Genomic DNA, 9,535 nt, shown 5'->3' with positions numbered 1-9,535 from the left:
GCCTGGTCGTGCCCTCAGATTCGCACCCGGTCGGCCAGGGCTGCTGCGTCTGCGTTATGGAGGCTGGCGACGGGGGCAACGAGTGTGGCGCTGCTCAGGCGTGTCCAGCTCGGGATATCCGTGGATATCCCGAGCTGGACGACTCTCAAGACACCCCACACCCAGAACACGCCGCCCGTCACACCGCGAAGGAGCTGCCGCAGCCGCAGGTCTGGGTGGCGTTGGGATTGGTGAAGTTGAAGCCGCCGCCGATCAGGGCGCTGGAGAAATCCAGCTGCATTCCATAGATGTAGAGCAGGCTTTTCGGATCGCTCACCACCGTGAAGCTGGGGGCACCGGCGGGCTCATAGATGTAGCGCTCGTCGTCGGCCTGGATCTCGGCCGCATCGATGAAATCCATCGTGTAGCTCATGCCGCTGCACCCGCCGGAGCGCACGCCCACCCGCAGCACCTTGCCTTCGCCTTGGGCTGGGAGCAGGGTGGCCAGCTGCTTCATCGCCGATTCGGTGATTTGAATGCCTTTGCCGTCGCGGCCGGTGTGGGTGGCCTGCGCGGGTTCAGCAATGGCGGTTGTGGTGGCGGACTCGCTGGTCATCGAAAGGCCCTGGCCTGATCACCCCATCGTATGGAGCACAACCCACACCTGCCGCTCCGGTGGGCGTCTCCATAGAGTCGTGCCCATTCCGTGGGAGTAGCAGGGTGCGCGTCGCCATCGTGGGTTCGGGGTTGGCCGGGTTGGCGGCGGCGGTGGATCTTGTGGATGCCGGCCATCAGGTGGACCTGTACGAAGCCCGGCCGTTCATGGGCGGCAAGGTGGGCAGCTGGGTGGATGAAGGCGGCAACCACATCGAGATGGGGTTGCATGTGTTCTTCTTCAACTATGCCAATCTCTTCGCCCTGCTGCGCAAGGTGGGAGCGATCGACAACCTGCTCCCCAAAGACCACACCCACCTGTTCGTGAATGCTGGCGGCGACCTGCGCGAACTCGATTTCCGCTTCGCCCTCGGCGCTCCTTTCAACGGCCTCAAGGCCTTCTTCACCACCCCACAGCTCGACTGGCTCGACAAACTGCGCAACGCCCTGGCTCTGGGCACCAGCCCGATCGTGCGCGGCCTGGTGGATTACGAGGGGGCGATGAAGGTGATCCGCGATCTCGACCGCATCAGCTTCCAGCAGTGGTTCCTCGGCCACGGCGGCAGTGAGCAGAGCATCAAGCGGATGTGGAATCCGATCGCTTACGCCCTGGGCTTCATCGACTGCGAGGCGATCTCGGCCCGCTGCATGCTCACCATCTTCATGATGTTTGCGGCGAAAACCGAAGCTTCCAAGCTCAACCTGCTCAAGGGCTCGCCGCACCGCTGGCTCACCGGCCCGATCCTCGACTACATCCAGCAGCGCGGCGGCAAGTTGCACCTGCGCCACCGCGTGACGGAGGTGGTGTTTGAAGAAGGCGCTGCGGCCGCCGATGGACAGCCCGCCACTCAGGTGAGAGCTCTCAAGCTCGGCACCCCCGATGGCGATATCGAGGTGAAGGCCGATGCCTACCTCGCCGCCTGTGATGTGCCTGGCATCCAGCGGATGATTCCCGAGGCCTGGCGCCGCTGGCCCCTGTTCGACAACCTCTACAAGCTCGAGGCTGTGCCCGTGGCCACCGTGCAGCTGCGTTACGACGGCTGGGTGACCGAACTGGGCGACGGTGCCCTCGAGGAGGCCGCCCGCCGTGAGGTGGAGCGCCCCGCCGGCCTCGACAACCTCCTCTACACCGCCGACGCCGACTTCAGTTGCTTCGCTGATCTGGCCCTGGCCAGCCCTGTGGACTACCGCAAGGAAGGCGTGGGCTCGCTGCTGCAGTGCGTGCTCACCCCCGGTGATCCCTGGATTCCCAAGAAAACCGAAGACATCGTGGATGCCACCGATGAGCAGGTGCGGCGCCTCTTCCCCTCGGCCCGCAACCTGAAGCTCGTGTGGAGCAACGTGGTGAAGTTGGCCCAGTCGCTCTACCGCGAAGCGCCCGGCATGGAGCCCTACCGCCCCGATCAGGCCACGCCGGTGGGCAACTTCTTCCTGGCCGGCAGCTACACCAAGCAGGACTACATCGATTCGATGGAAGGCGCCACCATGAGCGGACGACTGGCCGCCGCCGCCATCCTGGGGAGCAAGGCCGAGCTCGCCACGAATGCGGCTGTTGCCTGATCACACCAGCCTGATCCCCCCTCGCTTGATTCCCATGGGCCGTTGGCTTGAACACAGCGTCACCACGGAGGTGAAGGCCTCGGCCGAGCGGGTGTGGACGGTGTGGAGCGATCTCGAGGCCATGCCGCGCTGGATGAACTGGATTGAGTCGGTGGTCACCGAACCCGGCGATCCCGACCTCACCGATTGGACCCTCGCTGCCCAGGGCTTCCGCTTCCACTGGAAAGCGCGCATCACCCAGCGGGTGGAAGCGCAGCAGCTGCACTGGGAATCTGTCGGTGGGCTGCCCACGAAAGGCGCTGTTCGCTTTTATCCCCAAGGGTCTGAACTCACGGCTGTGAAGCTCACCGTGAGCTATGAGCTGCCGGGGGTGTTGGCACCCTTGATGGAACCCTCCATCCTGGGGGGGATCGTGACCAAGGAGCTCCAGGCCAATCTGGATCGCTTCCGCGATCTGGTGCAAAGCGGGTATGGCGAGCAGCAGGGATAACGCCTCCAATCCGAGCCGTGTTTCGGGCAGCCGCCGCGCCTGCTTGGGCTGGCTCAGTCGGCTTGCTCTGCTGCCGGCCCTCACCGCCTGCGCCTCCAGTTCGGGGCCAGAAACCATCACCCTGCCGCCCCCGAACCCCAAACCGGCTGCAGCTGAAAAACCAGCCGGAGCCGAGCCTGCGCCGGCGGCTGGCTTTACGCCGTTGCCCACGCCGCAGGAGGTGGTGGCAGCGCTGCCCACTGGCCGGCTTGATCCCTTTGCCCCCTTGCCCCAGGCGAAAGCTGCTGCTTCCGGACGTGCTTCGGCTGGCGACCTGCGCTTTACCGGCGTGATCCGCAGTGCCGGCCAGGCCCAGGCCTTGGTTCAGGTGGGGGATCAGAGCGGGTCGGTGTGCGTGGGTCGCCGCGGTGTCTGCGTGGGTTCTGGGTTGCCGGCGTTGCTTCCGGCGGATTGGTCAGTCACCAGCATCGATGTGGCCAGTGGTCGTCTGGTGCTCAACCAGGCTGGTCAGCGCCGAGTGTTCAACCTCTGAGCGGCCTCCCTTCCAGCGCTTGAGCGCAGGCCGCCACGAGGCCATCGAGGTCGTGGGGATCGGCTTCACAATCCACGCGGCCCAGCTGGCTGAGGCAGGTGTGGCTGGTTTGCGGTCCGATCGAGACCAAGGCCACTCCGCTCAGCAGCTCCTGCCACGGATCACCAAAGTGCTGCTCCAGCAGCTGGGCCGTGTGCTGAACAGTTTTGCCGCTGCTAAAGGTGATCGCATCCACCGTGCCGGCGGCGAGGGCCGCTGCGGTGGCTGGCGGTAGCGACGCCGGGCAGCGCGATTCGTAGGCCGCTACTTCCACCACCCGAGCACCCGCTTCCCCAAAAGCTTCCGCCAGCACCGTGCGGCCGCCGCTCTGCACCCGAGGCAGCAGTAGCCTCAGGCCCCAGCCCGATACCGGGAAGTGATCGATCAGGCTGTCGGCCACAAAGTGGGGCGGCACGAAATCCGCCGGTGCCCCCAGCGCTTCGAGGCGGGCGGCGGTTTTGCGGCCCACGGCGGCGATCTTGAGGCTCTGGGGCCGGCGGGCCAGGCTGCCGCCTAGCCGTTGCAGCCGCTGCTCCACGGCATCCACTCCGTTGCTGCTCGACACCACCAGCCAGTGGAATTCATCCAGTTCGGCCAGGGCGTCATCGAGCGGGCCCCATTCATCGGGTGGACCGATCACCAACGCCGGCAGATCCAACACCGTGGCCCCGGCCTGCTCAAACAGGCGCCGTGCCTCGCCGAGTTGTTGTTCGGCGCGGGTGACGGCAATGGTGCGGCCCTCCAGAGGGGCGGAGTTCGGCATCGGGATCAGCCCTCCAGTTTCACCATCGCCCCGGCCTGCTGGCGCAGCTGAGCCGCTTCACTGCTGCGGCCCTGCTGGTTGAGCAGCGCGATGGCCTGGCGGAAGCTGCTGCGAGCGCCCTCGATGTCGCCGCCCAGCAGGAGCGCCACCGCCAGGTTCTGATGGGTTTCTGCGTGCTCAGGATTGAGCCGCCGCGCTTCGCGGTAGGCCTCCAGGGCACCGGCGATGTCGCCGAGGCGGCGGCGAATCAGGCCCAGGTTGTACCAGCCCAGGCTGATTTCGGGGGCAGCGGCGGTGGCCCGCTGGCAGAGCGCTTCGGCCTCCTGCGCTTGGCCCTGCTGGAGCAGCAGGGCCGCCAGGTTGAGCCGCGCGGCGAGGCTGAGGCGTGGTGCCAGGGGCAGCGCCAGGGCTTCGCGATAGAGGGCCACCGCAGCGGCGGGATCGCGCGCGGCTTCCGCCAACGCCAGATGCAGCAACAGCTCGTAGCGCTCGGGGTGGGCGTCTGCCGGGCACTGCCCCAGCCCCCGGCGCAGCAGTGCTGTGCCGCGCTCCAGGTTGCCTTCGGCCACCTCCAGGCTGCCGAGCTTGGCGCAGGCGTAGGGATCACCTGGCCGCTCCAGCAGTTCGGCTTCCATCGCCTCGCGCAGCCGCTGCGGCTTGTTGCCCTGGGCCAGCAGCTCCGGCCGGTAGCCGTCGTGGAGTAGAGCCGGTTCGGGGCAGTCGGCGATGCGCCAGTGGCTCTCCTGCTGGAGCAGTTCGGCCACGCTGTCGTCCACCATCGAGTGGTAAGCGCGGCTCCAGCGGAGCGCCGGGTGGCGCCGGAACAGGCGGCTCACATTGGAGTAGGGCGATTGCACCGCCCCGCGCTCGTGGCGAAGCAGGTTGATCAGCAGAACATCCGGTTGCGCCATCAGCGCCCGCAGCGGCGCCATCGCTTCTGGCCGCAGGCGCTCATCGGCATCCAGCACCAACACCCAGTCGCCGCTCACCCATTGGAGGGCCTGGTTGCGGGCCGGGGCGAAGTCGCCCGGCCAGTCGATCTGCTCCACCCGCGCCCCCAGCGCTTGCGCCAGGGCCACGGTGTTGTCGGTGGAGCCGGTGTCCACCACCACCATCTCGTCCACGAAGCCCTGCACCGAGCGCAGGCAGTCTTCGATCTGCGCTGCTTCGTCGCGCACGATCATCGAGAGGCTGAGCATGGCGGTGGTGCAGGCGGCCTGAGGCTAGTGGCAGGGCCGGGAGGGCTTCAGTCGGTGAAGCCTCCCTCCAGGGCGGCCGCCCTCAGGCCCAAAGCCTCGAGCACCACAGCCTGGGCCTGCGGCATCTGGCCTGGGCTGTAGGCCGCAGGCAGCTCCGGCGGCAAGAGCGTGCGCAGCTGCTCCCAGAGATAGGGGCTGCCATACACCGCCAGAGCCGCCAGGCGCCCTGCCCCCAGCAGCTGCCGCACCACCTGCGGCCAGGGTTCATCGCCGCCGGCGCTGCCGCGGAAGGGATTGCCGCGCACCAGCAGCTGCAGCAGTACCGGGCCGCTCCCCAGGCGATCCAGTGCCAGCGGTGCTTCTGCGTTGCCGCTCCAGGGGCTCGGGCTGCGGCCATCGAGCAGCACGGCCCGATAGCCCTGGGCTGCTGGCCGCAGCAGCGCCGGCGCCATGGCCGGCAGCTGCGGGGCATTCAATTGGCTGTCAAGCCGGATCAGGTTCACGCCGTCCGCCGCCGCCCGCACCGAGCCGCCCTGTCGCTCCAAACTCAGCTCCAGCAGCTCATGGGTGAGCGCGCGCTCCTCGTCTGCCACCAGGGTGCTGAGCTCCTGCACCACCGCCTCCAGGCGCTCTGCACCCAGAGGGCGGCAGCGCTGCAGGGCTGCCCTGCGCCGCTCCAGACTGGCCTTCACGCGGGCCTGACTGATGCGCCCGCTCTCCACAGCCGCTGCCAAGCCATCCAGGGCGGCGCTGGCATCGGCGGGCATCAAGATCAGATCAGCACCAGCTTCAAAGGCCAGCACGGCCGCTTCAGCTGCGCCGTAGGCCTTGGTGATGGCGTCCATCACCAGCGCATCGGTCACCACCAGGCCCGTAAAGCCCAGGTCCTGCCGCAGCAGGGTGGTGAGCACGGCCGGCGAGAGGGTGGCGGGATGGGTGCTATCGAGGGCCGGTAGCTGCAGATGGGCAGTCATCACCGAGGCCACATCTGCGGTGATAGCCGCCCGGAACGGGGGCAATTCCACAGCGTTCAAGCGCTCTTGGCTGTGGGGAATCAGCGGCAGTTCCAGGTGGGAGTCGCTGCTGGTGTCGCCATGGCCGGGGAAGTGCTTGGCGCAGGCCAGAACCCCTTCGCCCTGGCAGCCGCGCACAAAGGCAGCCGCCAGGGCGCCGGCGCTCTCGGGCGTTTCACCCCAGGCCCGCACGTTGATCACCGGATTGAAGGGGTTGTTGTTTACATCGCACACGGGCCCCAGCACCCAGTTGAGCCCCAGCAGCCGCGCCTGACGGCCGCAGCAGCGGCCATAGCATTCGGCGAGCTCCACAGCTCGCGCCGGGTCGTTGCCATGCAGCCGCCCCAGAGCGAGGGGTGGCACCAACCAGCTGGCCCCTTCAAAGCGCTGGCCCACGCCTTCTTCCACATCGGCGCAGAGCAGCAGGGGCTGTTGAGCCCAGAGCTGCAATTGGGCGCAGCGCAGCCGCAGGTCTTCGGCGCTGCCCCCCAACAGGATCACCCCGCCCACGCCCAGCTCGAGCAGCTGCTGTAGCTCGGCATTGCTGAGCTCCCAGCGGGGATAGCGGCGCTGGCTGTCGCGGCTGAAGCCGCTGCCGCGCACCACCAGCAGCTGCGCCAGTTGGCGGCGCAGATCAGCTGAGGTCATTGTCGAGTTGGCCGGTGCCCTCGGGGATCTCGCCTCGTTCCTGGCGCTTTTGCTCCAGCTGGTTCAGCAGCCCCAGCACCGACGTGCCCTTCTCGATGCCCCGATCCAGGTGAAAGATCACCTCCGGGGTGCGGCGCATGTTGAGGCGGCGGCTCAATTCGCCTTTCACGTAGCCCGCCGCTGAGCGCAGCCCGGCCAGAGCCTGATCCTGCACCTCCGGGGCGCCATAGACGCTCACGAAAATCTTGCAGTGCTGCAGATCGCCCGCTACCTCCACATTGGTCACGCTCACCATCCCCAGGCTCACGCGATCGTCTTTGATCCCGTTCACCAAAAGCTCGCTGATCTCACGGCGGATTGAGGCCGCCACCCGTTCCACCCGCCTGCCCTGCGCCATGCCTAGGCGATCACATCTGTGCTCACCATGGCACGCAGGATCAGTCCCAAGCTCAGCAGGCCGCTCACCAGCGCTCCCACCAGCGCCACAGCCGTGACGGGATTGCTGCGCCGTTGGGCCAGGGGCTCCAGCACCGAGTTGGCCACCCCCAGGCCAAAAGCGATCAAATAGCGCGGGTAGCGCGTCACATTGAGGAAGAAATCCCGCATCGGGGCTCGGGCGCTGGCCGTTGAGTGCTGGCTACTCTGCCGTGAAAAGGGTTCGATGCTGGAGCTCCATCAGTTCCGCCACTCCGCCTTCTGCGAGAAGGTGCGTTTGGTGCTGGCGGCCAAGGGCCTGGCCTACAGCGTGGTGGAGGTCACCCCTGGGGTGGGGCAGCTGGAGCTCTATCGCCTCTCGGGGCAGCGGCAGGTGCCGGTGCTGGTGGACGGCTCCAACGTGATCGCTGATTCCAGCGCCATCGCCCAACACCTGGAGCGCCACACGCCGCAGCCTGCCCTGCTTCCCTCCGATCCAGCCCAGCGCGCCCAGGCGCTGCTGCTCGAAGACTGGGCCGATACAGCTCTCGCCGCCGGCGTGCGGCTGGCCCTGGTGCAAGCCGCGGCTGCCGATCCTGTGCTGCGGGGCGGATTGCTCCCCGAGGCCACCCCAGCCCCCCTGCGCAGCCTGGTGGGAGCGCTGCCCTCCAGCGTGCTCAGCGGCCTGGGGCAGGTGATCGATCACGGCGGCCTTGAGCAGCTCCGCGCCAACCTCGAGCAGCTGGCTGTGCTGGTGCAGCAGCAGCCCTATCTGGTGGGCGATCAGCTCAGCCTGGCGGATCTGGCCGTGGTGGCTCAGCTCTCGCTCCTGCTCTTCCCGGCCAGTGCCGGAGCTCCCCTGGCCGGCCGCGGCGTGCCAGGGCTGGCGGATGACCCCCTCCTGGCGCCGCTGTGGCAGTGGCGCGATGCCATCGGCACTCAGGTGGGGCGAACCTAATCCAGCCGTTCCAGTACTAGCTGGCCTCGCCAGCTGTGCCGAGCCTCAGCCGCCAGTCCCTCGGCCGGTGCGCCATAGCTCGCCTGCCATTGCTCGGCTTCAATGCGATCTGGCTTCACCAGCCTGTAGCGGCTGAGGGTTTCCACGCGGCTGACCCGCGGATCCCCGGGGCCATGCAGCACCTGCAGAGCTAGTTCATCGGCCAGGAAGCAGCTGTCGCTGGTTTGGGCGCTGCGCCGCCCCACCACTGTGGATTCCAGCCGCTGATCACCGGCGAGCAGGGCGAGCTGCCGGTTGGGATTGAGCGGATCGTTGCGCACCTGCAGCAGCTGATCCCCCAGCAGTGCAGAACCGATGGCGGCGGCGTTGAAAGCTCGATCGCCCACCACCGCACCCTGCGCATCCAGGGTGAAGCGCACGTCGTAGTGGAGATCGGGTTCGATGCCGCTGGGGTCGTGGTTGGTGGCCTGCCACCGCCCCTCAAACCACTCTGGGTAGAGCAGGTCGCCCTGGCCGGGCCGCGGCAGCGGTGCCGGCAGGCTCCAGCTCGGCCAACTTGCCAGCCTCTGCTCCAGCGGCTCGGCAGCGGAGGCGGCCAGGGCCATCGGCGTGTGCAGCAGCAGCACCAGTGCGGCCAGGCAGCAGACGCGCAGCAGTGCGATCCCCATGGCTGAACAGGCGTGGCAGGCTGCGCTGATCCTGGCGCCACGCCCCAGCCCCATGTCTGATCCGCTGATCCGTGAACTGGATCATTACGTGGTGCTGGAGCCGGGGCTCCCCCAGCAGCTGCTCAGCGCTGAAGACACCCGTGCTTGGCTCACGCAGCAGCTCCAGCACCTTGAGCCGTTGCCGGCTGATCTGCTCGCTCTGCCGGATGCGGCGGCCAGGGCCCAGCGCCTACTGGAAACCGCCTGTGAGCTCGAGCTCGAGCCAGGTGTGGTGGTGCAGTGGTTTGCGATCCGCCTGGAACCGCCAGGGAGCTAGTTGATCGAGTTGCTCAGTTCACCGGCGTCATTCACCACCTGGAGGCGATGCTGCGGCGCTGCGGTGCGCTCTTTCAAAACACTCGGCAGGGCTTCGAGGATCTGGGAGGCCACCTGCTCGGCGGGGCCGCCGTCTTGAACGATGTGCAGATCGGCCTGGGCATAGAGCGGTTTGCGCTCGGCCAGCAGGGCCGCTAGCCGCCCGGCTGGATCTTCGGCCTGAAGCAACGGCCGCGGGGTGGGATCGCTGCTCAGCCGCTCCAGCAGCAGGGCATCGGGGGCATCCAGCCAGATCACCACACC

13 protein-coding genes are annotated in these 9,535 nt (G+C 67.7%); 5 read left to right on the top strand and 8 right to left on the bottom strand.

What is annotated here, in order from left to right:
* Positions 1-178: 178 nt before the first annotated feature.
* A complete protein-coding gene (locus ACIQ2E_RS09170; RefSeq protein WP_398329269.1) occupies positions 179-595 on the bottom strand; it encodes a HesB/IscA family protein in 417 nt (138 codons plus the stop codon).
* A 104-nt stretch (positions 596-699) separates the two neighbouring features.
* Here ACIQ2E_RS09170 and zds point away from each other — a divergent pair, with 104 nt between their 5' ends.
* Genes zds through ACIQ2E_RS09155 form a run of 3 tightly spaced genes read left to right on the top strand, consistent with a single transcriptional unit; the run spans position 700 to position 3,215 of the window.
* On the top strand, positions 700-2,193 hold the full coding sequence (zds, locus tag ACIQ2E_RS09165) for a 9,9'-di-cis-zeta-carotene desaturase (protein WP_398329266.1): 1,494 nt from the start codon (positions 700-702) through the stop codon (positions 2,191-2,193).
* 34 nt (positions 2,194-2,227) lie between these two features.
* On the top strand, positions 2,228-2,683 hold the full coding sequence (locus ACIQ2E_RS09160; protein ID WP_398329275.1) for an SRPBCC family protein: 456 nt from the start codon (positions 2,228-2,230) through the stop codon (positions 2,681-2,683).
* Positions 2,664-3,215 (top strand): hypothetical protein, encoded by a 552-nt coding sequence (locus ACIQ2E_RS09155; RefSeq protein ID WP_398329263.1) that lies wholly within the window; start codon positions 2,664-2,666, stop codon positions 3,213-3,215. The genes ACIQ2E_RS09160 and ACIQ2E_RS09155 overlap by 20 nt, the downstream gene beginning before the upstream one ends.
* Here the strand turns inward: ACIQ2E_RS09155 and ACIQ2E_RS09150 are convergent.
* Genes ACIQ2E_RS09150 through ACIQ2E_RS09130 form a run of 5 tightly spaced genes read right to left on the bottom strand, consistent with a single transcriptional unit; the run spans position 3,205 to position 7,483 of the window.
* Positions 3,205-4,017: a uroporphyrinogen-III synthase gene (locus tag ACIQ2E_RS09150; RefSeq protein ID WP_398329261.1), complete on the bottom strand. Its 813-nt coding sequence runs from the start codon at positions 4,015-4,017 to the stop codon at positions 3,205-3,207. The genes ACIQ2E_RS09155 and ACIQ2E_RS09150 overlap by 11 nt on opposite strands.
* A 5-nt stretch (positions 4,018-4,022) precedes the next feature.
* Positions 4,023-5,216, bottom strand: coding sequence for a glycosyltransferase (locus ACIQ2E_RS09145; RefSeq protein WP_398329258.1), 1,194 nt, complete (start codon positions 5,214-5,216; stop codon positions 4,023-4,025).
* Between the two features lie 47 nt (positions 5,217-5,263).
* Entirely contained in the window at positions 5,264-6,877 is a 1,614-nt protein-coding gene (locus ACIQ2E_RS09140; RefSeq protein WP_398329255.1) for a glycoside hydrolase family 3 N-terminal domain-containing protein, read from the bottom strand.
* The gene (gene rbfA, locus ACIQ2E_RS09135; RefSeq protein WP_398329252.1) at positions 6,864-7,274 is read right to left on the bottom strand and encodes a 30S ribosome-binding factor RbfA; all 411 of its coding nucleotides are present in this window, start codon (positions 7,272-7,274) and stop codon (positions 6,864-6,866) included. The genes ACIQ2E_RS09140 and rbfA overlap by 14 nt, the downstream gene beginning before the upstream one ends.
* 2 nt (positions 7,275-7,276) lie before the next feature.
* Positions 7,277-7,483 carry a DUF751 family protein gene (locus ACIQ2E_RS09130; protein ID WP_296366750.1) on the bottom strand — a complete coding sequence of 69 codons (207 nt, stop codon included), beginning with the start codon at positions 7,481-7,483 and terminating at the stop codon, positions 7,277-7,279.
* 55 nt (positions 7,484-7,538) lie between these two features.
* Between ACIQ2E_RS09130 and ACIQ2E_RS09125 the strand changes: the two genes are divergently transcribed.
* Entirely contained in the window at positions 7,539-8,249 is a 711-nt protein-coding gene (locus ACIQ2E_RS09125; protein ID WP_398329249.1) for a glutathione S-transferase N-terminal domain-containing protein, read from the top strand.
* Here the strand turns inward: ACIQ2E_RS09125 and ACIQ2E_RS09120 are convergent.
* Positions 8,246-8,917, bottom strand: a complete 672-nt coding sequence (locus tag ACIQ2E_RS09120; RefSeq protein WP_398329246.1) for a DUF6816 family protein — start codon at positions 8,915-8,917, stop codon at positions 8,246-8,248. The two genes, ACIQ2E_RS09125 and ACIQ2E_RS09120, sit on opposite strands and share 4 nt — an antisense overlap.
* A 52-nt stretch (positions 8,918-8,969) precedes the next feature.
* Between ACIQ2E_RS09120 and ACIQ2E_RS09115 the strand changes: the two genes are divergently transcribed.
* Positions 8,970-9,233 carry a chlororespiratory reduction protein 7 gene (locus ACIQ2E_RS09115; RefSeq protein ID WP_398329272.1) on the top strand — a complete coding sequence of 88 codons (264 nt, stop codon included), beginning with the start codon at positions 8,970-8,972 and terminating at the stop codon, positions 9,231-9,233.
* Here the strand turns inward: ACIQ2E_RS09115 and ACIQ2E_RS09110 are convergent.
* A partial coding sequence (locus tag ACIQ2E_RS09110) for a shikimate kinase (protein ID WP_398329243.1) occupies positions 9,230-9,535 on the bottom strand: 306 nt, incomplete at its 5' end. The two genes, ACIQ2E_RS09115 and ACIQ2E_RS09110, sit on opposite strands and share 4 nt — an antisense overlap.

It is taken from the genome of Vulcanococcus sp. (assembly GCF_044369115.1).
Taxonomy (GTDB): domain Bacteria; phylum Cyanobacteriota; class Cyanobacteriia; order PCC-6307; family Cyanobiaceae; genus Vulcanococcus.
The sequence above is the reverse complement of the archived record's forward strand: the minus strand, read 5'-3'. Positions and strand labels throughout refer to the sequence as shown.

Bases quoted from the DNA above. Each gene is read 5' to 3' on its own strand.
- ACIQ2E_RS09150 (WP_398329261.1), bottom strand. From the start codon at position 4,017: ATGCCGAACTCCGCCCCTCTGGAGGGCCGCACCATTGCCGTCACCCGC.
- ACIQ2E_RS09170 (WP_398329269.1), bottom strand. From the start codon at position 595: ATGACCAGCGAGTCCGCCACCACAACCGCCATTGCTGAACCCGCGCAG.
- ACIQ2E_RS09115 (WP_398329272.1), top strand. From the start codon at position 8,970: ATGTCTGATCCGCTGATCCGTGAACTGGATCATTACGTGGTGCTGGAG.
- ACIQ2E_RS09160 (WP_398329275.1), top strand. From the start codon at position 2,228: ATGGGCCGTTGGCTTGAACACAGCGTCACCACGGAGGTGAAGGCCTCG.
- ACIQ2E_RS09145 (WP_398329258.1), bottom strand. From the start codon at position 5,216: ATGCTCAGCCTCTCGATGATCGTGCGCGACGAAGCAGCGCAGATCGAA.
- ACIQ2E_RS09130 (WP_296366750.1), bottom strand. From the start codon at position 7,483: ATGCGGGATTTCTTCCTCAATGTGACGCGCTACCCGCGCTATTTGATC.
- ACIQ2E_RS09125 (WP_398329249.1), top strand. From the start codon at position 7,539: ATGCTGGAGCTCCATCAGTTCCGCCACTCCGCCTTCTGCGAGAAGGTG.
- ACIQ2E_RS09140 (WP_398329255.1), bottom strand. From the start codon at position 6,877: ATGACCTCAGCTGATCTGCGCCGCCAACTGGCGCAGCTGCTGGTGGTG.
- ACIQ2E_RS09120 (WP_398329246.1), bottom strand. From the start codon at position 8,917: ATGGGGATCGCACTGCTGCGCGTCTGCTGCCTGGCCGCACTGGTGCTG.
- rbfA (WP_398329252.1), bottom strand. From the start codon at position 7,274: ATGGCGCAGGGCAGGCGGGTGGAACGGGTGGCGGCCTCAATCCGCCGT.
- ACIQ2E_RS09155 (WP_398329263.1), top strand. From the start codon at position 2,664: ATGGCGAGCAGCAGGGATAACGCCTCCAATCCGAGCCGTGTTTCGGGC.